The sequence below is a fragment of the Mesorhizobium sp. CNPSo 4670 genome (genome assembly GCF_057784235.1).
Window position 1 is genome coordinate 437,062 of the sequence record NZ_JBWJFQ010000001.1, and the last position, 23,148, is coordinate 460,209.

The 23,148-nt window shown below is 63.0% G+C and carries 23 protein-coding genes and 1 pseudogene; 14 read left to right on the plus strand and 10 right to left on the minus strand.

Translation table 11 applies throughout. The features are described from left to right. Positions 1-88 precede the first annotated feature (88 nt). The gene (locus AC0ZT5_RS01940) at positions 89-790 is read left to right on the plus strand and encodes an alpha/beta fold hydrolase (RefSeq protein WP_488495041.1); all 702 of its coding nucleotides are present in this window, start codon (positions 89-91) and stop codon (positions 788-790) included. Positions 791-964: 174 nt separating this feature from the next. Here AC0ZT5_RS01940 and AC0ZT5_RS01945 read toward each other — a convergent pair whose 3' ends face one another. Both AC0ZT5_RS01945 and AC0ZT5_RS01950 read right to left on the minus strand, forming a co-directional pair. Then, the gene (locus AC0ZT5_RS01945; RefSeq protein ID WP_488495042.1) at positions 965-1,354 is read right to left on the minus strand and encodes a hypothetical protein; all 390 of its coding nucleotides are present in this window, start codon (positions 1,352-1,354) and stop codon (positions 965-967) included. Between the two features lie 152 nt (positions 1,355-1,506). Next, positions 1,507-2,001, minus strand: a complete 495-nt coding sequence (locus AC0ZT5_RS01950; RefSeq protein WP_488495043.1) for a hypothetical protein — start codon at positions 1,999-2,001, stop codon at positions 1,507-1,509. Positions 2,002-2,194: 193 nt separating this feature from the next. Here AC0ZT5_RS01950 and AC0ZT5_RS01955 point away from each other — a divergent pair, with 193 nt between their 5' ends. The 3 genes from AC0ZT5_RS01955 to AC0ZT5_RS01965 all read left to right on the plus strand — a co-directional run bounded on the left by AC0ZT5_RS01955 (position 2,195) and on the right by AC0ZT5_RS01965 (position 5,360). Further along, the gene (locus AC0ZT5_RS01955) at positions 2,195-3,169 is read left to right on the plus strand and encodes an L-threonylcarbamoyladenylate synthase (protein WP_488495044.1); all 975 of its coding nucleotides are present in this window, start codon (positions 2,195-2,197) and stop codon (positions 3,167-3,169) included. Positions 3,170-3,177: 8 nt separating this feature from the next. Then, a complete protein-coding gene (locus AC0ZT5_RS01960) occupies positions 3,178-4,608 on the plus strand; it encodes an FAD-binding oxidoreductase (RefSeq protein ID WP_488495045.1) in 1,431 nt (476 codons plus the stop codon). 185 nt (positions 4,609-4,793) lie between these two features. Beyond that, positions 4,794-5,360, plus strand: a complete 567-nt coding sequence (locus tag AC0ZT5_RS01965) for a DUF6101 family protein (RefSeq protein WP_184871430.1) — start codon at positions 4,794-4,796, stop codon at positions 5,358-5,360. A gap of 45 nt (positions 5,361-5,405) precedes the next feature. Here the strand turns inward: AC0ZT5_RS01965 and ubiA are convergent, their stop codons facing one another. Both ubiA and AC0ZT5_RS01975 read right to left on the minus strand, forming a co-directional pair. Then, complete coding sequence (ubiA, locus tag AC0ZT5_RS01970) at positions 5,406-6,389, minus strand: 4-hydroxybenzoate octaprenyltransferase (protein ID WP_488495046.1); 984 nt, start codon at positions 6,387-6,389, stop codon at positions 5,406-5,408. A 31-nt stretch (positions 6,390-6,420) separates the two neighbouring features. Then, on the minus strand, positions 6,421-7,347 hold the full coding sequence (locus tag AC0ZT5_RS01975; RefSeq protein WP_488495047.1) for a LysR family transcriptional regulator: 927 nt from the start codon (positions 7,345-7,347) through the stop codon (positions 6,421-6,423). 88 nt (positions 7,348-7,435) lie between these two features. Here AC0ZT5_RS01975 and AC0ZT5_RS01980 point away from each other — a divergent pair, with 88 nt between their 5' ends. Both AC0ZT5_RS01980 and purD read left to right on the plus strand, forming a co-directional pair. Beyond that, positions 7,436-8,257, plus strand: coding sequence for a phytanoyl-CoA dioxygenase family protein (locus tag AC0ZT5_RS01980; RefSeq protein ID WP_488495048.1), 822 nt, complete (start codon positions 7,436-7,438; stop codon positions 8,255-8,257). Between the two features lie 159 nt (positions 8,258-8,416). Beyond that, positions 8,417-9,694, plus strand: coding sequence for a phosphoribosylamine--glycine ligase (gene purD / locus AC0ZT5_RS01985; RefSeq protein WP_488495049.1), 1,278 nt, complete (start codon positions 8,417-8,419; stop codon positions 9,692-9,694). Between the two features lie 5 nt (positions 9,695-9,699). Here purD and AC0ZT5_RS01990 read toward each other — a convergent pair whose 3' ends face one another. Both AC0ZT5_RS01990 and AC0ZT5_RS01995 read right to left on the minus strand, forming a co-directional pair. Continuing rightward, on the minus strand, positions 9,700-10,809 hold the full coding sequence (locus tag AC0ZT5_RS01990) for a glycoside hydrolase family 25 protein (RefSeq protein WP_488495050.1): 1,110 nt from the start codon (positions 10,807-10,809) through the stop codon (positions 9,700-9,702). Positions 10,810-10,945: 136 nt separating this feature from the next. After that, positions 10,946-11,182 (minus strand): hypothetical protein, encoded by a 237-nt coding sequence (locus AC0ZT5_RS01995; protein WP_457151481.1) that lies wholly within the window; start codon positions 11,180-11,182, stop codon positions 10,946-10,948. Between the two features lie 212 nt (positions 11,183-11,394). On the opposite strand from AC0ZT5_RS01995, the gene AC0ZT5_RS02000 reads away from it, so the two are divergent. Next, positions 11,395-13,164 (plus strand): acyl-CoA dehydrogenase family protein, encoded by a 1,770-nt coding sequence (locus tag AC0ZT5_RS02000; RefSeq protein ID WP_488495051.1) that lies wholly within the window; start codon positions 11,395-11,397, stop codon positions 13,162-13,164. A gap of 19 nt (positions 13,165-13,183) precedes the next feature. After that, positions 13,184-13,936 (plus strand): crotonase/enoyl-CoA hydratase family protein, encoded by a 753-nt coding sequence (locus AC0ZT5_RS02005; protein ID WP_488495052.1) that lies wholly within the window; start codon positions 13,184-13,186, stop codon positions 13,934-13,936. Between the two features lie 9 nt (positions 13,937-13,945). On the opposite strand, the gene pdxH is transcribed toward AC0ZT5_RS02005, so the two are convergent. Then, positions 13,946-14,563, minus strand: coding sequence for a pyridoxamine 5'-phosphate oxidase (pdxH, locus tag AC0ZT5_RS02010; RefSeq protein WP_488495053.1), 618 nt, complete (start codon positions 14,561-14,563; stop codon positions 13,946-13,948). A gap of 40 nt (positions 14,564-14,603) precedes the next feature. On the opposite strand from pdxH, the gene AC0ZT5_RS02015 reads away from it, so the two are divergent. Then, the gene (locus AC0ZT5_RS02015; RefSeq protein WP_488495054.1) at positions 14,604-15,065 is read left to right on the plus strand and encodes an RT0821/Lpp0805 family surface protein; all 462 of its coding nucleotides are present in this window, start codon (positions 14,604-14,606) and stop codon (positions 15,063-15,065) included. Here the strand turns inward: AC0ZT5_RS02015 and AC0ZT5_RS02020 are convergent. Continuing rightward, positions 15,052-16,459: pseudogene (locus tag AC0ZT5_RS02020) on the minus strand (M20 family metallopeptidase). The gene AC0ZT5_RS02015 and the pseudogene AC0ZT5_RS02020 overlap by 14 nt on opposite strands. 424 nt (positions 16,460-16,883) lie before the next feature. Between AC0ZT5_RS02020 and AC0ZT5_RS02025 the strand changes: the two are divergent. The 3 genes from AC0ZT5_RS02025 to AC0ZT5_RS02035 all read left to right on the plus strand — a co-directional run bounded on the left by AC0ZT5_RS02025 (position 16,884) and on the right by AC0ZT5_RS02035 (position 19,380). Beyond that, on the plus strand, positions 16,884-17,813 hold the full coding sequence (locus tag AC0ZT5_RS02025) for a DnaJ C-terminal domain-containing protein (protein WP_488495055.1): 930 nt from the start codon (positions 16,884-16,886) through the stop codon (positions 17,811-17,813). Positions 17,814-17,920: 107 nt separating this feature from the next. Continuing rightward, complete coding sequence (gene fabI, locus AC0ZT5_RS02030) at positions 17,921-18,739, plus strand: enoyl-ACP reductase FabI (RefSeq protein ID WP_488495056.1); 819 nt, start codon at positions 17,921-17,923, stop codon at positions 18,737-18,739. A gap of 44 nt (positions 18,740-18,783) precedes the next feature. After that, positions 18,784-19,380, plus strand: coding sequence for a histidine phosphatase family protein (locus tag AC0ZT5_RS02035; protein ID WP_488495057.1), 597 nt, complete (start codon positions 18,784-18,786; stop codon positions 19,378-19,380). 86 nt (positions 19,381-19,466) lie between these two features. Here the strand turns inward: AC0ZT5_RS02035 and AC0ZT5_RS02040 are convergent, their stop codons facing one another. After that, positions 19,467-20,189 carry a carbonic anhydrase gene (locus AC0ZT5_RS02040; RefSeq protein ID WP_488495058.1) on the minus strand — a complete coding sequence of 241 codons (723 nt, stop codon included), beginning with the start codon at positions 20,187-20,189 and terminating at the stop codon, positions 19,467-19,469. 103 nt (positions 20,190-20,292) lie between these two features. Continuing rightward, complete coding sequence (locus AC0ZT5_RS02045) at positions 20,293-20,547, minus strand: DUF1344 domain-containing protein (protein WP_095091917.1); 255 nt, start codon at positions 20,545-20,547, stop codon at positions 20,293-20,295. 273 nt (positions 20,548-20,820) lie between these two features. On the opposite strand from AC0ZT5_RS02045, the gene aroC reads away from it, so the two are divergent. Then, on the plus strand, positions 20,821-21,930 hold the full coding sequence (aroC, locus tag AC0ZT5_RS02050) for a chorismate synthase (protein ID WP_488495059.1): 1,110 nt from the start codon (positions 20,821-20,823) through the stop codon (positions 21,928-21,930). Positions 21,931-22,031: 101 nt separating this feature from the next. Continuing rightward, the gene (gene ribB / locus AC0ZT5_RS02055) at positions 22,032-23,132 is read left to right on the plus strand and encodes a 3,4-dihydroxy-2-butanone-4-phosphate synthase (RefSeq protein WP_184871416.1); all 1,101 of its coding nucleotides are present in this window, start codon (positions 22,032-22,034) and stop codon (positions 23,130-23,132) included. The last annotated feature ends 16 nt before the right edge of the window (positions 23,133-23,148 follow it).

The following is a 23,148-nucleotide window of genomic DNA, read 5'->3' on the forward strand; positions in this document are numbered from 1 at the left end:
CCAAGGCATAGGTCGAACGTACAAGGTATTTGTCACCGATAGAAGGGAGATTTACCTTCGCGCTAAGGTCAAAGAAGGAGAAAGCAAAATGTCTACAGCATCCAAGCCTACCATTGTGTTCTGCCATGGCATTTGGGCCGATGGTTCGTGCTTCAGCAAGGTGATCCCGGCATTGCAGGCAGACGGACACGAGGTGATTGCTGTCCAATATGGCCTGGATTCATTCGAAGAGGATGTGGCGACGGTCAAACGCACGCTCAACCGCGTCGGCAGCCGGGTCATCCTCGTCGGCCATTCCTACGGCGGCGCCACGATCACGGCTGCGGGCGTCGATGAGCGCGTGATCGGCCTGGTCTACGTCGCCGCCGTCGCCCCGGATGTCGGCGAGACTGTGCAAGACCAGCTCGACAAGTATCCCTCGGACATCTTCTCTCGCGTCGAGGTAACGGATGGGCGCGCCTGGATGCTTCCAAACGGCACCGAGTTCTTCGCCGGTGATCTCTCGGCGGAAGAGCAGAAGCTCGTCTGGGCCACCCATATTGCACCCGTCTTCGATCTGTTCCGCCAGCAGAAGCTGAGCGCCGATCGCATTGGGTGGAAGTCGAAGCCGAGCTGGTATGTGCTGGCTACGAAAGACCACACCGTGCATCCCGATCTCCAACGCTGGGTTTCGAAGCGCATGGGAGCGACCGTCACCGAGGTGACAAGCAGCCATGTGCCGATGCTCTCCCAGCCCGCCGTCGTCATCGACGTAATCCGGAAAGCTGCAGCTGCTGTTCAAAACGGTTGAGAGCAGCCGTCCGACGGATGTAGAGAGACTGCCACAGGGCGGTCTCTCCCGCTCGTGCGAAGCGTTGCGGAACTCCAAAGGCTCCCCCTTCGAGGGATGTGCGCGTGCTCAACGCTCCAGGATTTTTGACATATCCTGTAACGCGCCGCCCTTTTCTGTCAGATGCTAGCCTTCTCAGTCTTCCAGAATGCTGACGCGCACGCTGTTTTCGTAAACGTCGACCTGGATCAGCGGCTCGCCATTGACGATGGCGCGCTTGGTCGAGGAACTCATCGCGCCGGAGCGCTCCAGCATGCGCTGCAAATCGGCGCGCTGGTCGTTGGTCCTGAACCAGCCATCACCCTCGTCATCGCGGTCGCGACGGTGGAATTTGTGCCAATTGGCGCGGTCCTGCCGCACCATCTGCGCCGCAGTCTCCAGTGCATAGCCGTCACTCGCCTGATGATCCCGATCGGAAATGCGCGCGACATAGGATCCCAGCATGTCATCGGCATGAGCCGCGCCGGCGCCAAGCAACGACACCAGCAAAAGCCCGGCCACAGTGACGGTTTTGAATTCGCTCATGATCAGCCCCCTACCCCAAAACGATAAAATCCCGTGTACCATGGCCGCTTGACGAAATTCGGACAGTGGCGCCCTGCGGCAAAGGACCGAGACGGGGTTTGCCTACAATGGTGCGCCGGGCGCCGGACCGCAGTCAAGTCGCAGTCCAGCCTCTATTTGGCTTTGCTGACCCCATGGGCGGGCTTTGCCTGTGCGGGTGCGTTCGGTGGTGAGACCGAGTTTGTCCCGGCGTCTCCCGCAGGGGCAGCGGAGGCGGTAGCGGTTGCCGGCGCGGCGCCTGCTGCCGGCGCGGTGGCCGTATCTGTGGCTTTCGCCGTCGCGGCGCTTGGCGCCGGCGCAGAGAAGGCGGGACCGACGACGCCGCCGCGAATGACCATCGGGTTCTGCTCAAACCCATGCCTGGCCTCGGGCTTGTCCGTGATCGCCGACACCTTTTCATAAGTGACGTCGGGCTGCGCTTCGCCGAGCCCCTCGACCGACTGCACATTGCCGGCCTTGGCGGCATCGGCGGTCTTCAGCGGCTTGGCGGCATCGAGCTTGATGATGGATGGTGTCGAGGAAGGCACGCCGGGAAAAACCAGCGACGAGGCCTGTGCCCCTGCGGTCGTCATCGCAAGAACAATCCCCAGCAGCATACGCACAGACACGATGATCGCTCCCCTTTGCCCAGAAGCCGCACAGTAGCGGGCCGGAATTGATGCCGACTTTCGCGGGAACATAGCATTTTAGCGATTGATAAATCGCCAATGCGCAGATTGCTCAACAGCGACTTGCCTCAACAGCCGACTTGCCCAACAGCCGCCATCGTACTACGCAGCCGGCATCTGAGAGGTGACGAGAGTGGCTGAAATACTTGCCGTCGGCGAGGCGCTGGAGCGGTCGCTGGCTTTGCTCCGGGGCGGCGATGTCGTCGCCATCCCGACCGAAACCGTCTACGGGCTTGCCGGCGACGCCACCAACGGCATCGGCGTGGCGCGCATTTTCGAAGCCAAGGGACGGCCCCGCTTCAACCCGCTGATTGCCCATGTCGCTGACATGGCGATGGCCGAGCGCATTGCGCTGTTTGATCCGCTGTCGAAGAAACTGGCGCTTGCGTTCTGGCCGGGTCCGCTGACGCTGGTGATGCCGCAGCGGCCCGGCAACGGCATCCACCCGCTGGTCACGGCCGGGCTCGATACGATTGCCTTGCGCATGCCAAGAGGCTTTGGCGGCGACCTCATTGCCCGCCTCGGCCGCCCACTTGCCGCACCCAGCGCCAATTCATCCGGCAAGATCAGCGCGACGACGGCGCAAGCGGTGGCGGCGGATCTCGGCACACGCATAAAGTTGGTCGTCGATGGTGGGGCGACGCCGGTCGGGCTGGAATCGACCATCGTCAAGGCCGAAGGCGCAAGATTGCGGCTGCTCAGGCCCGGCGGCATTGCCGCCGAAGACATCGAGGCGGCCATCGGTGTGGAGCTCTTGCGTGGCGGTGAGGCCGGTGTCGAGGCGCCGGGCATGCTTGCCTCGCACTATGCGCCGGGTGCCGCGATGCGGCTCAACGCCGGGACAGTCGGTGAGGGCGAAGCCCTGCTCGGCTTCGGCAGCCAGCGAGCCGAAGGCTGGCGACATGCCACCGCGTTCCTCAACCTGTCCGAGACAGGTGACCTGCGCGAAGCGGCAAGCAATCTTTTCGCCTATATGCAGGAACTCGACAGCGGCGGCGCGCGGATTATCGCCGTCGAGCCGGTTCCCTTCGACGGGCTTGGGGAGGCGATCAACGATCGGCTTTCGCGTGCCGCCGCCCCTCGTGACAACATCTTGGCAGCAACATAGTTTTCCCCATGACCGAAATCTCAGAAAAACTCGATCCCGCTCTCATCAATCGCTTCGCGGCGATCGTCGGCGACAAATACGCGCTGCGCGACGAGCAGGATATCGCGCCTTACCTCACGGAGCGGCGCGGGCTCTGGCATGGCGCGACATCACTGGTGCTGCGGCCGGGCAGCGTTGAAGAAGTCAGCCAGATCATGCGGCTGGCGACCGAGACGGGAACGCCAATCGTGCCGCAAAGCGGCAACACCGGGCTGGTCGGCGCCCAGGTGCCTGACAAATCCGGCCGCGAGATCGTGCTGTCGCTGTCGCGGCTGAACCGCATCCGCGAGATCGATGTCCTGTCCAATACGGTGACGGTCGAAGCCGGCGTCATACTGCAGACGCTGCAGGAAGCGGCTGATGGCGTCGACCGGTTGTTTCCGCTGTCGCTGGCCGCGCAAGGCTCCTGCCAGATCGGCGGCAACCTGTCGTCCAATGCGGGCGGCACCGGCGTGCTTGCCTATGGCAACGCCCGCGAACTCTGCCTTGGGGTTGAAGTGGTGCTGCCGACCGGCGAGGTGTTCGACGATTTGCGCAAGCTGAAGAAGGACAACACCGGCTACGATCTGAAGAACCTGTTTGTCGGCGCCGAGGGCACGCTCGGCGTCATCACCGCGGCTGTGCTCAAGCTGTTCCCGAAACCGAAAGGGCGCGAGGTAGCTTTCGTCGGCCTGTCGTCGCCGCAAGCAGTGCTCTCTCTGTTCAGCCTGGCGATGGACCGCGCCGGGGCAGCGCTCACCGCCTTCGAACTGATCGGCAAGCGCCCGTACGACTTCACCCTGGCGCATGCCCAGGGCGTGGTGCGGCCGCTGATCGAAGATTGGCCGTGGTATGTGCTGATGCAAATTTCGTCCGGCCGCTCATCCGAGGATTCGCGGGCATTGATCGAGGAGGTGCTCTCGGCTGGTCTCGAACAGGAATTCGTCGGCGACGCCGTCATTGCCGCAAGTCTTGGGCAGGGCGATGCCTTCTGGAACTTCCGCGAGCTGCTGCCCGAGGCGCAGAAGCCGGAGGGCGCCTCGATCAAGCACGACATTTCCGTGCCGATCGCTTCGATCCCGCGCTTCATCGAGGAGGCCGCCGGGGCCGTGGCGTCGGTGAGTGCTGGCGCCCGCGTGGTCTGCTTCGGCCATATGGGTGACGGCAATCTGCACTATAACATTTCGCGGCCCGTAGACGGCGACGACGAGGCATTTCTCGCTCTCTATCATCCGATGAACAAGGCCGTGCATGACGTGGTGCGCAGCCTGCATGGTTCGATCTCGGCCGAGCATGGCATCGGCCAGTTGAAGCGGGACGAACTGATCGCCACAGCGCCACCGATGGCGATCGACCTGATGCGCCGGGTCAAGGCTGCCTTCGACCCAGCCGGCATCATGAATCCCGGTAAGGTTATCTGATCCTTTCGGCATCTTGTCGCTGGTGGCATTCCGATAACCATCCCGCAGATCAGCAAAATTTAACCGACTTTCTTAAGCGGGGCGGTAAGGAGCCCGCGCTACTGTCTGCTCACAAACGAGGCTGGAAAAACCGGCCCGGAGAGAACCGGACACCGGCTCTCAGGAGACAGACAGGAAGGCACTCTATGAACACCGGACTGAAGCCAGTCTGGGCGGGACGCAACATGCGTCTCGACCCATTTCGCCTGCCGCAAGTGGTCAGCTACGCCACACGCGACGACTACGGCGACGTGACCTTTACCATCGACAAGCGGGGCGCCGTGATCCGCCGCATGCTCGAGATGAGCGGCTTGCCGGCGATCATCGCGCTGCCAGCCAATGCGTTTCGCGGCGTTGCCGCCCGTGCGATGGAGGATCCGGACGGCAATGTTACGGTGACGCTGGAACTCCTGCACAACGATCCGATGCTGTCGGTGCCGCTGCTGGTGGCCGACGATCTCGAAGATGTCGCCGCCGACTGGCGCGCCTGGGCCGACGCCTACCGTCTGCCAATGCTCTTGATCGAATCGGACGGCGTTGCCCGTACCCTGGAAGAATCGCTCGGTGCCGCCATCAAGACGCTGCCGCCGCAGGATCGGCGCAAGGGCCGCGTTTCGAACATGCGCCGCCCGCGCTTCCTCGCCCGCCGCAGGGCCGGCGATCTCGGTCTCAGGCTGGTCATCGACGGCCAGGAGATCATTTCGCGCGAATAGGAAGAGCTTGGCGCGTTCTTCCTTCTCCCTTTGAGGGAGAAGCCGCTAAACCAGCGGCTTCAGCGTCACCCACACAGCGCCGCCGATCAGGCCAAGGAAGATCAGCCAGCCGACCTGGTTGTTCGAGCGGAACAGCCGCAGGCACTGGTCGGGATTGTCGATATCCAGCACGGCGATCTGCCGGGCCATATGGGCGCCGGCAGCGATCAGCCCGGCCAGCGCCACGACCGGAGCCTGTGCCGACGCGAAGGCGATGGCGAAGCAGACCAGCGTGCCGCCATAGAGCCCGACAAGCCATGACTTGGTGTTGTCGCCGAACAGGCGCGCCGTCGAGCGTACGCCGACAATGGCGTCATCTTCCTTGTCCTGATGCGCATAGATCGTGTCATAGCCGATCACCCACAGGATCGAGCCGATATAGAGCATGATGGCGGGCCCATCGATATCGCCGAACTCGACCGCCCATCCCATCAGTGCACCCCAGGAAAAAGCAAGGCCGAGAACCAGTTGCGGCCAGTTGGTTAACCGCTTCATGAACGGATAGACGGCGACGATGGCCAGCGAACAGATGCCGAGCAGAATGGCGAAGCTGTTGAACTGTATGAGCACCACCAGGCCGACCAGCGCCTGCAGGACAAGAAACACCCATGCCCGCCGGCGCGTGGTCTTGCCCGACGGCAGCGGCCGCGAGCGCGTCCGCTCGACCTTGTTGTCGATGTCCTCGTCGACGAGGTCGTTGTAGGTGCAGCCGGCGCCGCGCATGGCGATGGCGCCGATCAGGAACAGCACGAGATACAATGGCGCCGGCAGCAGCGAGAGCAGGGGATCGCCGGGGCGCGGATAGGCGCTCGCCGCAAGTGCCGCCGACCACCAGCACGGCCACAAAAGTAGTTGCCAGCCGATCGGCCTGTCCCACCGGGCAAGCTGCGCATAGGGCCATATCGAGCGCGGCAGCACGCGATAGACCCAATGGCCGTTCGGTGCATCGGCCACACGGCCCTGGGCCGCTTTCGACTGGATCGGTTCCATCCTGCTGGATTGGCAGCAGACTGGAAGGCCGTCAAGCAGTCTCGCTTGCGGATGCGAAGATGTCATGAGAGGCGAACCAGACCTTGGCCACATTGATGAATGCCAGCGCCGCATTCGAGACGCGCTGGTGCGTGTCATAGGTGAGCAGGATCCGCTGCATGGGCAGCGGATCGGACAGCGGCTTGCACAGGAGCGGCAGGCCGTCATAGCTGCGGTCGCCATGCGGGCGGGTATAGCTAACGGCGACGCCAAAGCCGTTGGCGACCATGCTGCGCTGGAGTTCGAACGAACTCGTCGTTGTGTCCGCCACGGGGGCGAGGCCGCGGCTGCGGAACAGGTCGAGCATGTGCTGCCAACTGTGCGGCTGGTCTGTCGTGATCAGCGGATAGGCGGCCAGATCCGCAAGCCTGACCTCGGAACGATCCGCCAGGGCATGGCCTGCCGGCAACAGCGCATGTGGGCGAAGCTCGCGCAGCAGGATGCGGGCGAAATGTGTCGGCAGGCTGAGGTCATAGGTGAGGCCGAGATCGATGGCTGCATCGCTAAGCCGCCGCCCGAGCGTCTCGAACGTCTCGTCGCCAACGACGATTTTCACGGCCGGATAGCGTTCGGAGAACGCGCGAATAAGAGCCGGCGCGAAGAAAGGCGCCAAGTCCTCGAAACATCCCAGCACCAGTTCACCGCCGACGGCCGATTTGCCTGAACCAAGGCCGACGAGTTCGTCCGTTTCGGTGAGCACCTGTCTTGCTTTCGCCACGACAGCCCGGCCGAACGACGTCGGTGACACGCCGCTGCCGCGTTGGCGGACGAACAGCTTCTGGCCGAAATTCTTTTCGACGGCGTCGATGGCCACCGAAATCGAAGGCTGCGAGACGTTCAACATCTTGGCGGCGCCGGTGACGCTGCCATGACGCGCAACGGCGACCAGATAACGCAACTGCGTGAGGGTCACATTCATAGGGTGTTCCTATGTACCAAATGAGAAGTTATTATTTTACTGAATGAAAGCGGGTTGCGATAGTCGGTCATTCCAAGAGGAGAACGCCATGTCTTCCCAGACCGAGACCCAGAAGATCGACACCCAGGTCATCGACGCAAAGACGATCGCCGATTACCAGCGCGACGGTGCGGTTTGCATCCGCGGCGCCTTCAAGGGTTGGGTCGACACGATTGCCGCCGGCATCGAGCGCAACATGCAGAACCGCAGCGCCACCGCGTCTGATATCGCCAATGGCCGCGGCAGTTTTTTCGACGACTACTGCAACTGGGAACGCATTCCCGAATTCGTCAGCGTGGTGCGGGATTCGCCGGCCGCCGAACTGGCAGCGGCGGTAATGCAGTCGCGCACCGCGCAGTTCTTCCACGATCACGTCCTGGTCAAGGAACCCGGTACCCAGAAGCCGACGCCCTGGCATCAGGACATCCCCTACTACTTCGTCGACGGGCAACAGACGGTAAGCTTCTGGATTCCCATCGATCCGGTGAAGGAGGCGACTTTGCGCCTGATCGCCGGCTCGCACAAATGGGACAAGATGATCCTGCCGGTGCGCTGGCTCGACGACAGCAATTTCTATGCCGGCGAAGGCGACCATCTACCGGTGCCGGACCCGGACAAGGACCCGTCGATGAAGGTGCTCGAATGGGAAATGGAGCCGGGCGACGCCATCCTGTTCGACTTCAGGACCGCGCATGGCGCGCGTGGCAACATGACCTCGGCGCGGCGCCGGGCGCTGTCGCTGCGCTGGGTCGGCGACGATGCGCGCTATGTCGAGCGGCCGGGACGCACATCGCCGCCGTATCATGGCCATGGCATGCAGCCGGGTCAGAGGCTGCGCGAGGACTGGTTTCCGGTCGTCTTCCAGGGTTGAAGGGACTTGCCAGAAAATCGCCGGCGGCGTGCGCCGCCGATCTTCGGCAGGGGTAACGTTCCCGTGCGCAATTCCGATCAAAGCCCCCTGATGCCTTGACCCATCGTGCAGAGAGCAATAGCGGGTGCTCTGCAGGATAATAGGCATCACGAGGTGGCCATGAACGTTCTTCTTCTCGGCTCCGGCGGCCGCGAACATGCGCTCGCCTGGAAGATCGCCGCGTCCCCGCTGCTGACAAAGCTCTATGCGGCTCCCGGCAATCCGGGAATTGGCGGCGAGGCCGAGCTGGTGAAGCTGGACATTGCCGATCACGCCGCCATTGCCGCCTTCTGCAAGGACAAGAAGATCGACCTCGTCGTGGTCGGCCCAGAGGGACCGCTGGTCGCCGGCATCGCCGACGATCTGCGTGCGCAAGGCATTCGCGTCTTCGGGCCCTCCAAAGCCGCCGCCCGGCTGGAAGGCTCGAAGGGTTTCACCAAGGATCTCTGCGCCAGATACGACATCCCCACCGCCGCCTACGGCCGTTTCGGCGATCTGGCCTCCGCCAAGGCTTATGTCGAAAAGACCGGCGCACCGATCGTCATCAAGGCCGATGGTCTGGCAGCAGGCAAGGGCGTCACCGTCGCCATGACGCTGGACGAGGCACTGGCGGCGCTCGATGCCTGTTTCGACGGTTCCTTCGGCGCCGCAGGCGCGGAAGTGGTGGTCGAGGAATTCATGACCGGCGAGGAGGCAAGTTTCTTCTGCCTTTGCGACGGCATCACAGCGCTGCCCTTCGGCACCGCGCAGGACCATAAGCGCGTCGGCGACGGCGATGTCGGCCCCAACACCGGCGGCATGGGGGCCTATTCACCGGCCCCGGTGATGACGCCGCAGATGATCGAGCGCACCATGCGCGAGATCATCGAGCCAACCATGCGTGGCATGGCCGAACTCGGAGCGCCTTTCGCCGGCATTCTCTTTGCCGGCCTGATGATCACTGACAAGGGGCCGAAGCTGATCGAATACAACACCCGTTTCGGCGACCCGGAATGCCAGGTGCTGATGATGCGGCTGAAGGACGATTTGCTGGTCCTGCTCAATGCGGCAACCGATGGCCAGCTTGCACACACCTCGGTGCGCTGGCGCGACGAGGCCGCACTCACCGTGGTGATGGCTGCCAGGGGCTATCCCGGCACGCCGGAAAAGGGATCGGTCATCCGCGGCGTCGAAGACGCGGCGGCCGACGGCGTCCAGATATTCCATGCCGGCACCGCGATCAACGGCGGAGCGCTGGTTGCCAATGGCGGCCGCGTCCTCAACGTCACGGCATCAGGCGCTACCGTCGGCGAGGCCCAGAAACGCGCCTACGCCGCGCTCGACCGCATCGATTGGCCGGATGGATTCTGTCGCCGCGACATTGGCTGGCAGGCCGTGGCACGCGAGCAGGCAAGCTGAAGGCTTTATCGCAAACCGCGATCGATCTCGGTCGAAGCGGTGCTGAGCGGATCGGCCGCGGCAAACGCGGCGTCGAGTTGGTCGGGCGAACGCTGTTCGGTCCGCTTCCAGGCGACATATTGGACAATGCCGAAAGTCGGCCGCCGCGGCACGGTCTTCACGACAGGCATGCGGAAGCCGTCGCGGAACTTCGTCCAGCGCGTGCCCACAGCCGCGACCATATCCTCGAAGGTCGGCGGCGCCGCCACCGAGGCGTAGGTGATCGTGACATTGCCGGCGAGGCCGGCTTCGCGTGACACCGGCAGCGGTATCGAGGCGAGATAGTCAGGTGGCACGTCGATGAGACCACCGAAAGGCCATTGCGCGCGCAGCGTGGCCGCGTCCGTCGGCGCGACATTGACGTCGATGTCCTTGGGCGTGCCGGCGACCCTGTAAGGGCAGCGGAGTCGGCCGCAATTGGCTTGCGCCGAGAACTGCCACAGCGCGTAGCCCTGCCAGTTGCCCATCGGAAAATGCACGTCGATGTCGGGCTTGTAGCGGGCATACCAGAGCGGCAGCCGCGACAAGAGCCGGTACCTGTAGCTGTTGTCGGCAATGTACTGGGCCGTCTTGCCATTGGAGTAGAGCACCGGGAAGCGGCCGATGCGCCGATGCACCTGGCGCACGAACTCCTCGGCATCTTCGAGTGACATCCACTGCGAAGGATCATTGCCCTCGATGTCGAGAGCCAGCAGGTCGTCAGGCGCGGGTTCGGCGAAATCGAGGAAATTATTGGCCTGTTCGACCGGATTGCCGGGGCGGGCGAGGTGATAGGCTCCCCATTTCAGGCCGAGCGCCTTGGCGACCACCTTGCGTGTCTGGAACAGTTCGCGCGTCACCGCGTGGCGTTTCCACAGCGCCTTGCACAACTTCACCTCGGTGTCGTCGCCGAAACAGAAATAGGGTGGCGGCATGCCGTCGGATGCCTTGTTGATGAAGCCGACGATCCGCTTGTCGGTCGCAAGTTGGGCCCAGTCGATGGAATTGTATTCGTAGGCGTCGACGACCAGGGCACGGTCAGCGTTCTTCCACGGCTCGGAAAAATCCGAGGCTTTTGCCGCTGATATCAGCGGCATCGTCGCCGCGAGAGCGATCGCTGAGCGGCGTAGAAGATGCGCCGGCGTTTTCAAACAGGGAATCCCCGTTAACCAAAGACAAATCCTGGACCGTCATGGTTAAGGAAGTGCTTCCGCAGGGCTGGCGCCGGCAAAGCTATCGTCTGATGAGTGGCTGAAATTCAAACGGGTCTGGCGCCGGCTCTTGCGGCAGCGTGCCCTCGGCGGCGCGTTTGCGGTGGTGTGCGAGGGAGCATTGCGGCGAGCATAATATGCCGCGATCCGACCAGTAGGCGGCGCCGTTTTCCAGTCTGCCCTGATGGTACGAGAACCCTGCCGCGCGATAGGGCAGGCCGCATTCGATGCAGCGATAGGCATCAGGTCTGGCAAGCATGGGTGGTTCCGGTCTGTTGGTTCGGGTCTGTCGCCGGTCGACTTGATCCGGCGTCGATAGAATCTAATACGTGTCGGCGCGATTGCAAAATCCACGTGACAAAGTTTGACGTTTACGTAAAAGAAGATGGGGGCCACTGCCCAAAGGCGGATGGTTTTGCGGCGGTGCCGGTCCTAGGATCGGCGGGCCGATGTTCAGGAGGAGGGAGCGGCATGTATCGGGCACCGGTCGAGGATATCGCTTTCACGCTCAAGCACGTGGCTGGTCTCAAGTCCGCCCTTGATGCCGGCACGTTCGGCGATCTCGGCGAGGACCTGGTCGATGCCGTTCTTGGCGAGGCCGGCCGCTTCGCCACCGACGAAGTCGCGCCACTCTACAAGATCGGCGATGAGCAAGGTGCGGTGCTGAAGGACGCGGCCGTCACCATGCCGCCCGGCTGGAAGGACCTCTATCGCCGCTGGATCGACGGCGGCTGGAACGCGCTGTCGGGGCCCGAGCAGTATGGCGGCCAGGCACTGCCGACCATGCTCGGCGTCGCCGCGCTCGAAATGTGGAACTCCGCCGCCATGGCCTTCGGCATCGGCCCGACGCTGACGATGGGCGCGGTCGAAGCGCTCGACAAGCATGCCTCCGAGGCGCTCAAGGCCAAATATCTCGAAAAGCTCGTCTCCGGCGAATGGATGGGCACGATGAACCTGACCGAGCCGCAGGCCGGCTCGGACCTCAATGCCTTGCGCGCCCGCGCCGAGCCGGTGGGTGACGGCACCTACCGCATCTTCGGCCAGAAGATTTTCATCACCTATGGCGAGCATGACTTTACCGACAACATCATCCATCTGGTTCTGGCGCGGCTGCCCGATGCGCCGGCCGGCACGCGCGGCATATCGCTGTTCCTGGTGCCGAAATTCCTGGTCGGCGACGATGGATCGCTGGGTGCGCGCAACGACGTCTTCTGCTCCGGCCTGGAGCACAAGCTCGGCATCCATGCCTCGCCGACCTGCACCATGATCTATGGTGATGGTTTTGGGGGCGCTGCGCCCGGCGCCGTCGGCTGGCTGATCGGCGAGGAGAACAAGGGCCTTGCCTGCATGTTCACCATGATGAACAACGCCCGCCTTGCCGTCGGCATGCAGGGCGTTGCGGTCGCGGAAGCCGCCACGCAGAAGGCAATCGCCTATGCCAATGAGCGCCGGCAGGGCAAGGCGGCAAGCTACGCCGGTGCCGGCATGGCGCCGATCGTCCATCATCCCGACGTGCAGCGCAATCTCCTGACCATGAAGGCGCTGACGCAGACCGCGCGGGCGATCAGCTATTCTTGCGCTCACGCCATCGACCTGGCCCGCGTATCGGCCGGTGATGAGGCGGCGCATTGGCGCGACCGCGCCAATCTGCTGACGCCGCTGGCCAAGGCTTTCTCGACCGATATCGGCGTCGAGGTCGCCTCGCTCGGCCTCCAGGTGCATGGCGGCATGGGCTTCATCGAGGAGACCGGAGCAGCAGCACTCTACCGCGATGCGCGCATCGCACCGATCTATGAGGGCACCAACAGCATCCAGGCGATCGATCTGGTCATGCGCAAGCTTCCGCTCGGCGGCGGCGAACACGTGCATGGCTTTATCGGCGAACTGGCGGCGGTCGCCAATGCCGTGCGGACATCGAATCTCGAAGGTTTCGGCCGCACCGCCGACGCGCTCGACAAGGCGCTCGGCGAGCTCAGCGAAGCGACCCGCTTCCTGCAAAAACTGTCCGCCGATGGCCGGTCGGACGAGGCGCTGGCGGGTGCTACCCCCTATCTCAGGCTGATCTCGCTGGCCGCCGGCGGTGCCTATCTGGCGCAGGGCGCACTTGCCGATCAGGACCGTATCGCGCTTTGCTGCTTCTTCGCCGAAAACCTGCTTGGCGAGGTCCGTGCCTTGAAGGACCGCGTTGTCGATGGCGCCGAAAGCCTCGCCATTGCCGGCAAGGCGCTCATCTCTGCCTGACGTTCACTAGGAAAAACCCGTGACTGACCATATCCTCGTCGAGCGCCAGGACGCCATCCAGATCATCCGCATGAACCGGCCGGACAAGAAGAACGCGCTGACGCGCGCCATGTATGCGAAAATGTCAAAAGCCCTGGCCGAGGGCGACGCCGACCCGGCGATCCGCGTCCATGTCTTCCTCGGCGTGCCCGGCGCCTTCTCCTCCGGCAACGATCTTGCTGATTTCATGGTCGTCGCCACCGGCGGCGACGGTGGCACCGAGGTCTGGGACTTCCTGATGGCGCTGGCCAGGGTCGGGAAACCCATTGTCTCCGGCGTCGACGGCATCGCCGTCGGCATCGGCACGACGCTCAACCTGCATTGCGACCTGACCTTCGCCACGCCGCGCACCGTGTTCAGGACGCCTTTTGTCGATCTGGGCTTGGTGCCCGAGGCGGGATCGAGCCTGTTGGCGCCGCGGATTTTGGGGCAGCAGGGAGCTTTCGCGCTGCTCGGCCTCGGCGAGGGTTGTTCGGCCGAACGGGCGAAGGCCGCAGGCCTGATCTACGATGTGGTCGAGGAAGACGCGCTGGAGGCCTCGGTGCTGGCGGCGGCCGGCCAGATCGCCGCCAAGCCACCGCAAGCCTTGCAGATCGCGCGCGACCTGATGCGCGGCTCGCGCGACGACCTCGTCGCCCGCATAGGCGAGGAAAGCGAACATTTTCGAGAGCGGCTGAAATCAGACGAGGCGCGCGCCGCGCTCACGGCGTTCATGACCAGGAAGAAGGCCTGAACCTCCCTTTTAGGGATAAAGCCGCGTCTTGCTCCAGCCGCCATTGGCGTCTCGGGAAAAGACGACCCGGTCATGCAGCCGGAACGGCCGGTCATGCCAGAACTCGATGGTCGTGGGCACGATGCGGAAGCCCGACCAATGCTTTGGCCGTGGGATTTCGCCGATCGGATAGCGCGCTGTGTATTCTGCTACCGCCTTTTCCAGCGCAAAGCGGCTTTCCAGCGGCCGCGACTGTTTCGAGGCCCAGGCACCGATGCGGCTGCCACGCGGTCGCGTCGCGTAGTAGGCGTCGGCTTCAGCGTCGCTGACGATCTCCACCGGGCCGCGAATGCGCACCTGGCGGCGCAGCGATTTCCAATGGAAGCACATCGCCGCCTTCATGCTGCCAAGAATCTCCTGGCCCTTGGCGCTCTCGAAATTCGTGTAGAACACAAACCCGCCTTCATCGAACCCCTTGAGCAGAACCATTCGCACATCCGGCATGCCGTCGGCATCGACGGTCGCCAGCGCCACGCCGTTTGGGTCGTTCATTTCGCTCTTGGTGGCGTCCTCCAGCCATGCGGCAAAGAGGCGAAACGGCTCCGCCGCCTCGGTAAAGTCACCGCTTGTTAACTCTGTGTCACTCATAGTTTTTCTCAAATCGTTACGAGGCGGGGGAGGTTGCAGATTGTCGCGTATCGCGCAAGCTTTTGACAGCAGGCAAGGCGGCCTAATTGCTTCAGCCAGCGCCAAAGCCGCGATCGTGATGATCGCTCTGCCGCTTGCCGCTTGCGGCGCGGGTGGCTTCAGTCTGGAAAAAGCCGAAGTCGACCGTTCGATTCTGACCAGCAGCACGTCCGCCCCATCCGCGCCGGTCAGCTCGGATCGCGACTCCGATCAGACGACGATCGGCAATGCGGTGTCCTCGGTCGACATCGAGCAACTCGGCGGGCAGGCCGTGCCGTGGGCGAATGCCGGCACCGGGTCGCGCGGCTCCATCACCGAGCTGGCGGAATTGAAGGACAAGGGCCAGACATGCCGCCGTTTCAGGGCCTCGCGCGAAAGCTTTGATGGCGTTGCCATGTTCGAAGGCGAACTCTGCCTGGCCAGTGCCGGCGGTTGGCACATGCAGGACTTCAAGGCGCTTTAAGTATTCCTGAGGGAGTCATTGGCTGTCCGTTCGGCTCGCCCAAATCCCAGTAAAGTCCTGCCATCAGCCCCAAGCCTTCTCGGACAATGGCAGCCGGCAGATGCTCATTGGGCGCGTGCTGCGAACATCCCGGATAAGAATGCGGGACCCAAATGGTCGGCATTTCGAGAATTTCGGAAAAGACGTCGTTCGGGAGTGACCCGCCGAGGCTTGGCAGAATAGCGGGTTTCTTTCCCGTCGTACGGGCAATCGAATCTACCCCAACTGACCCATGGGTGCTTCGGGTCGAGCCGCGTCGCGTGAAAAACTTCGTCGCGTGCTTTCGCAATTTGCACGGTCGAAAACCCGTTGCGGTCCAGATGACGGCGCAAGGCAGGGAGGATTTTCTGCACGTCCACGCCGATGACGAAGCGAAGCTGGCAACGCGCCCAGGCTCGGGATGGGATGGCCCCAACCGGCGTTCTTGGGTTCCCCGCCTCGAGAGCCAGAACCGAAAATGAGCACCACGCAAAAACCTTCTCCGCGGAGGTCAGGCCTGGCTCGCCCCAATCGGGATCGATCTTGGGCTCCTCCGGGCCGTTCTCCACCTCGCAGTCCGCAAGCACGCGCCGCACATTGTCGGGAATGCTTGTCGGAAGCCACTCCGGAATCCGAATTTTTCCAGTCGGTTCGGTGATGCTCGCAATGGCATGGGCAAGTTGAATGGCGGGATCCGAGAGGAGACCGCCCCAGTTTCCCGAATGATGGCTGCCCTTCCGCGCGTCGATCCAGATGTCGAAGGAGATAGAGCCGCGCGAGCCCAAAAAAACGGTCGGCCTTTCGGCGGAGAGGCGGGGACCATCCGAGGCGATCAGCACGTCCGATCGGAATAATTCCTTGTGGGTCTTGGCCAGTTCCCGCAGGCCAGGCGAGACCCGTTCTTCCCCCATTTCGATCAGATACTTGGCATTGAAGCCGAGCCTTCCGCGGGTCTCGATCACGGCTCGAAGAGCGCCGACGTTTATCGAATGCTGGCCCTTGTTATCGGCGACGCCGCGTCCGTACCATTTGTTGTCACGTTCGGTCAGACGCCACGGGGAAAGTCCCTCATCCCACTCGTCATCCAACCCGCGAATCACATCGCCGTGGCCATAGCCAAGTACCGTCGGACGTGCGGCGTCCTCTGTGCGTTCGGCGAAAAAGAATGGCCAGCCGTTCTGGCTAAGCGTTCGGCAGGCAAAGCCAAGCAGTTCGAATGTCGGCTTTATCTCAGCCTCGATATATTCAACCAGCACATGTTCGCGATCAGGGTTCTGGCTTTCTGTCGGCATGCCAATCCGACGGGCCAAATCCTCCCGAAAAGCGCCTGAATCGAAGTAGGCCTCCGATCGAGCTATCGCAGCCTCGCGCGTCATGCCTTCAGCCTAGCATCGGTGGTCTTGGACGGCCAGTATCCAATCCGCTATGCCGTTGACGGGATTTGGCTGGGAATGAACGCTTGGCGCCCGATGGCCGACATTCGCCAGGTTTCGGAAGCGAACAATTGGAGCGCGCACAGATCAAGGCGATAGTAGAAGCTCGTACCACTCATGGTTCAGGTCGCCTACCCGCTGCTCGAGGCCTTGCGATACCGCGAGTCATATCAAGTGTTGGGTCCGGCATTGGTCATTGTGCCAAATCCCTCGACCTTGTACCGACCATCGCCGGGAGAATGACCAGGCCTAATCTCATGTGCTTCAATTTCGCCGTCTTGTGGGGCTATGCGCCTCTGGAATTTCTTCCTATGCGAGCGCATATAGAAGGCAACTGTAGATTCACCCCTTCTTGCAGGCAGGACGCATGCGCGACCCCTATGAGGTGCTGGGCGTTGCCAAGAACGCATCGGCCAAGGACATAAAATCGGCGTACCGGAAACTCGCCAAGAAGCATCATCCGGACCAGAATCCGAGTGATCCCAAGGCGAAAGACCGTTTTGCCGCGGCCAACCAGGCCTACGAGATCGTCGGCGACGAGAAGAATCGCGCCGCGTTCGATCGCGGCGAGATCGACGCCGACGGCAAGCCGCGTTTCCAGGGTTTTGAGGGCGCCGCCGGTGGCGGTGATCCCTTCGCCGGGTTTCGCCGGCAGCAAGGGCCTGGCGGTTCGCGATTCGAATTCCGCTCGGGCCGTCCGGGCGGCGATCCGTTCGACGGCAACAGCGATATCTTCAGCCAGATTTTCGGCGACGCCTTTTCGGGCGCGCGCGGCCCAGGCGCGGGCGACCGCCGCCAGCCGGCGACGGCAGCCGACCTGAACGTGACGCTCGACGTCACCATCGAGGAAGCGGCAACCGCCGAAAAGGTGACGGCGATGTTCCCCGACGGCCGCAAGGTGGCTGTCAAGCTGCCAACCTATGTCGAGGACGGCCAGACCATCCGGCTAAAGGGGCAAGGCGAGCAAGGGCCGGGCCTGCCGGGCGATGCGCTGGTCAAGATCCATCTGCGCCGGCATCCGCGCTACCGCATCGAGGGCCGCGACCTGCATGCCGATCTGCCGGTGACGCTGGCGGATGCGGTGCTCGGCGCCAAGGTGCCCGTCGAGACGCCGACCGGCAAGCTCGCCGTCAACGTTCCCGCCTGGTCGAGCTCGGACAAGGTGCTGCGGCTGAAGGGCAGGGGTCTGCCGGAGAAAGCCGGTGGCCATGGCGATCTCTATGCCCATGTGCGGATCATGCTGCCGGAAGGCGGCGATAGCGCGCTCGAAGCGCTGCTGCGCAGCCAAAAAGGCTGATTGGCGGCTTTTGTCCCCCGAACTGTCCGGTTTGAACGCTTGAAGGGGCACTGTGCCTGTGCGATAGGGCACTCCACAAAGCTGAAAATCTTGCGGAGAGCGCTCACATGGCGGGTGGACAGGGCCTTATGGCCGGCAAGCGCGGCCTTATTCTTGGCGTCGCCAACAACAGATCGATCGCCTATGGTATCGCCAAGGCCTGTGTCGACCACGGCGCCGAGATCGCACTCACCTATCAGGGCGAGGCGTTCAAGAAGCGTGTCGAGCCGCTGGCGGCGGAACTCGGCGCCTTTGTCGCCGGCCATTGCGATGTCACCGATCCGGCGAGCCTTGACGAGGTTTTCGCCAATGTCGCCAAGCACTGGGGCAAGCTTGATTTTCTCGTCCACGCCATCGCCTTTTCCGACAAGGACGAGCTGACTGGCCGTTACGTCGAGACGACGCGCGACAATTTCCTGCGCACCATGGACATTTCGGTCTATTCCTTCACCACCATCGCCAAGCGCGCCGAGGCGCTGATGACCAATGGTGGCTCGCTGCTGACGCTGACCTATTACGGCGCCGAAAAGGTCATGCCGCACTACAACGTCATGGGTGTCGCCAAGGCGGCGCTCGAGGCCAGCGTGCGTTATCTCGCGGTCGACCTCGGCGCCAAGAAGATACGCGTCAACGCCATTTCCGCAGGCCCGATCAAGACGCTTGCCGCATCAGGCATCGGCGACTTCCGCTACATCCTGAAGTGGAACGAATACAATTCGCCGCTGAAGCAGACAGTGACGCAGGAGGAAGTCGGTGATTCCGGTGTCTATTTCCTGTCCGATCTGTCGCGCGGCGTCACCGGCGAAGTGCATCACGTCGATTCAGGCTACCACGTCGTCGGCATGAAGGCGGTCGACGCGCCGGATATTTCGACGGTCAAGGATTAGCATCCCACAACCGTCGTCCGTCCGACCCCCTACCGGAAGACCTGATGTACCCGCTGGTTTATATCGTGCGCCACGGCCAGACCGCGTGGAACGCCGAATCCCGGCTTCAGGGGCAGGCCGACACCGATCTCAATGCGCTTGGCCGCGAGCAGGCGACCGGAAACGGTCATCGGCTGGCCGAGTTGGTGCGAAATCCAGCGGATTTCGATTTCGTCGCCAGCCCAATGAAGCGGACGCGCGAAACGATGCAGCGCATCCGCGCCGCGATGAAGCTAGATCCGGATGCCTATCGAACCGATCCTCGCCTGGTCGAAGTCAATTTCGGCGATTGGCAGGGTTTTACCTATGCCGAGCTCAAGACGCGGTACCCAGGCGCGCGCCGGACACGCGCGCTGGACAAATGGAACTTTCAGCCGCCCGGCGAGGGCGCTGAGAGTTACCAGATGCTGCTAGAACGGGTGAAACCCTGGTTCGAGGCGATTCAACGCCAGACGATCTGCGTGACGCATGGCGGGGTCATGCGGGCTCTGTTTCGCTTCGTGCTTGGGGTGGCGGAGGACGAGGCAGCAAACCTGGAGATACCACAGGACCGCGTACTCAGGCTGCAGGGTGACCGCCTGGAGTGGCTGTCGCGGTCCTAGCCAGGACGCTTGCCTAGCCAGGACGCTTGTTCATCCCAGGGTTTAGAAGGCTCCCAACTCTTGACCCGGTCGTTCCGATGAACGTGTCATTCGATGTAGGTTACCACACCCGTTTCAAGATCATAGATTGCCGCGACGATCTTCAGCTTCCCGGCCCCGGTGAGATCGGCCAGGAGCTTACTTGAAGCAGCCAGGCGCCCCACGGTCCTGCGCGCGCTCTCCTTGGCGGTGTTGTCGACGAAATCGCCTGCCTCGCTCCGCGCCGCGATCGCCGCAGGCAGGATCGGTTCGATCATCGGGCCGATCGCGCCCGGATAGGTCGCGTTCTTGGTGACCACGTCGCAAGCCGCCTTGACGGCACCGCAGCTTGTGTGCGCGAGGACGACGATCAATGGCGAGCCGAGCACCGCCGCGCCGTATTCGACCGTGCCGAGCGTCGCAGTGTCGGCGAGGTTGCCGGCATTCCGGGCGACGAATAGCTCTCCAACGCCTTGGCCGCCGAAGATCAACTCGGGCGGAACGCGACTGTCGGCGCAACTGATGATGGTAGCCCAAGGCGCCTGATGCCCGGCGACAGCCTTCCGCTGCGCGGCAAGGTCGATCGAGCACAGTTCCGGGTGGCTGACATAGCGTTCGTTGCCGGATTTCAGCGCGGCGAGCGCTGCATCAGGGGACAATGCCGGCGCAGCACTCTCTGCCGCACGCGCGGACCACGAAGCTCCACCAAGACCGATCGCGACGAGCCCCGCCGCGCCGACCTTGAGGAAATCCCTCCGGTCGACCCCTTTGCCCTCGCAGTCGCTGCACATTGTTCGGCCCCCGCCTCGGATCTTCCAGTTGATGGCTGGATCTGCGCGCCGAGATTGCTACCAACGGACGGCGATGGCAAGCGCGTGCGGGGCCGGAAAGCTCTTATTCGGTGTCGGGCAATTGCATGTCGGTGACGATGTTTTCGCCATTGGTCTCATCGTAAGCGATGACGACATCCATGCCCGGCTTCAGCGAGTCGAGGTCTGTTTCGGCATTCAGCTTGTAGGACTTGCCGTCATCCAGCGTCAGCGTCGCCGTGTCCTTATCGATCTTCTTGATCAGGCCTTCGGTCTGGCCGGCGAAAGCGGCGGTGGAAAGCAGCAGCGTAGCGGCTACGGCGCCAATCAGGGTACGCATAATCGTTCCTCGTTATCATTGCACCGGCATGGGCGGCGGCAGGCGAATGGAAGAGAGCAGAAACCAACCGAATGTGTCAAAACTAAATCCGCCAGATCACAGTTTGACCACTGTGAAAAACGCCAATAGAAGGCAGGCCACGGCGCCGAGCGTCCTCCTGGGTGCGCGGAGGACGCTGTGGCACTTTTTGATTTGCGTATGATCCCTTGCGAGAACGGCTTCGTTTTTCGGGTCATGTGCTAAGCTGGCTCCGATGCCGGGCAGGGTCATTTCATGTCTCACAACACGTTCGGCCACCTTTTCCGCGTCACCACCTGGGGCGAAAGCCACGGCGCCGCACTCGGCTGTGTGGTCGACGGCTGTCCGCCCGGCATCCGCTTCACTCTGAGAGACATCCAGGCCGAACTCGACAAGCGCCGGCCGGGGCAATCACGTTTCGTCACCCAGCGCCGCGAACCCGACGAAGTGAAAGTGCTGTCGGGCTTCATACTCGACGAGGACGGTGAGACGATGATCACCACCGGCACGCCCGTCTCGATGCTGATCGAGAACGTCGACCAGCGCTCGAAGGACTATGGCGAGATCGCCCGCCAATACCGGCCGGGCCATGCCGACTACACCTATGACGTCAAATATGGCTTGCGCGACTATCGCGGCGGCGGCCGCTCCTCGGCTCGCGAGACGGCGGCGCGCGTCGCGGCCGGGGCCCTCGCCCGCAAGGTGGTGCCTGGCATGGTGGTGCGCGGCGCGCTGGTGTCGATGGGCGAAAAGTCCATCGACCGCGCGAACTGGAACTGGAACTTCGTCGGTGACGCGGAAAATCCGTTCTTCACTCCCGATCCGGCTTCCGTTCCCGTCTTTACCCACTATCTCGATGGCATCCGCAAGGCGGGGTCCTCGGTCGGCGCGGTGATCGAGATCGTTGCTGACGGCGTTCCCGCCGGCCTCGGCGCGCCGATCTACGCCAAGCTTGATCAGGACATTGCCTCCGGCCTGATGTCGATCAACGCGGTCAAGGGCGTCGAGATCGGCAACGGTTTCGAGGCCGCCCGCATCACCGGCGAGCAGAACGCCGACGAGATGCGCATGGGCAATGACGGCAAGCCGGTGTTCCTGTCCAACAATGCCGGCGGTATCCTCGGCGGCATCTCGACCGGCCAGGCGATCATCGCCCGTTTCGCCATCAAGCCGACCTCGTCGATCTTGACGCCGCGAAAGTCGATCGACAGGGACGGCAACGACGTCGAGATCATGACCAAGGGCCGTCACGATCCCTGCGTCGGCATCCGCGCCGTGCCGATCGGCGAGGCGATGGTTGCCTGCGCCATTGCCGATCATTATCTGCGTCATCGGGGACAGACAGGTAAGGGGATAGGGGAGTAGGGGAATATGTTACGCTACCCGCCCGAGACAGCCATTTTTTCCTTTTCCCTACTCCCGTACTGGCCTACTCCCTTATTCCCCTGCGAGTGAAACGAGCGCCTATGCCTTACGACCAGAAGAAAATCGTCGAAGCCCTGCGCGCTTTCGAGCGCGGCGAGATCGTCGTCGTCATGGACGATGATGGACGCGAGAACGAGGGTGACCTGATCGTCGCCGCCGTCCATTGCACGCCGGAGAAGATGGCGTTCATCATCCGTCACACCTCCGGCATCGTCTGCACGCCGATGCCGCGCGAGGAGGCCAAGCGGCTCAACCTGGCGCCGATGGTGGCCGACAATGATTCCGCCCATACCACCGCCTTCACCGTCAGCGTCGATTTCAAGCACGGCACGACAACAGGCATTTCAGCCGAGGACCGCACGCTCACCGTGCGCAATCTCGCCAACGGCAATGTCGGGGGCTCGGATTTCGTCCGCCCCGGCCACATTTTCCCACTGATCGCGCGCGAAGGCGGCGTGCTGATGCGTTCGGGTCATACCGAAGCCGCGGTCGATCTGTGCAAGCTCGCCGGTCTGGCGCCGGTCGGCGTCATTTCGGAACTGGTCAATGACGACGGCACCGTCAAGCGTGGCCCGCAGGTTTCGGCCTTTGCCGAAGAGCATGGCCTCAAACAGGTTTCGGTCGCCGACCTCATTGCCTACCGGCAGCGCAAGGAAACGCTGGTCGAACGCGTGGCTTGCTCGGAAATCGACACGCTCGGCGGCAAGGCGCAGGTCTTCACCTACACGCTGCCCTGGGACCCCATGCATCACGTCGCCATTGTCTTCGGCGACATCCGCGACGGCGAGGAGGTGCCGGTGCGCCTGCATTCCGAGGATGTGGTGACCGATGTGTTCGGCACCAGCCATCGGCTCGACGGCATCATGAAGGCGATGGGCGAGCGCAAGCGTGGCGTCATCGTCTACCTGCGCGAGGGCTCGGTTGGCGTCGCCCACCAGGAGCGCAAGCGGCCGGCGAGCGGCGACCGCGAGGATCACGAAGAGGCACGCCGACGCGAGAACGAATGGCGCGAAATTGGCCTCGGCGCGCAGATCCTCAAGGATCTCGGCATTTCCTCGATCAATCTGATCGCTTCGCGCGAACGCCACTATGTCGGTCTCGAGGGCTTTGGCATCCATATCGCCAAGACCGAGATTCTCTGACGGGCAACCACCGGGG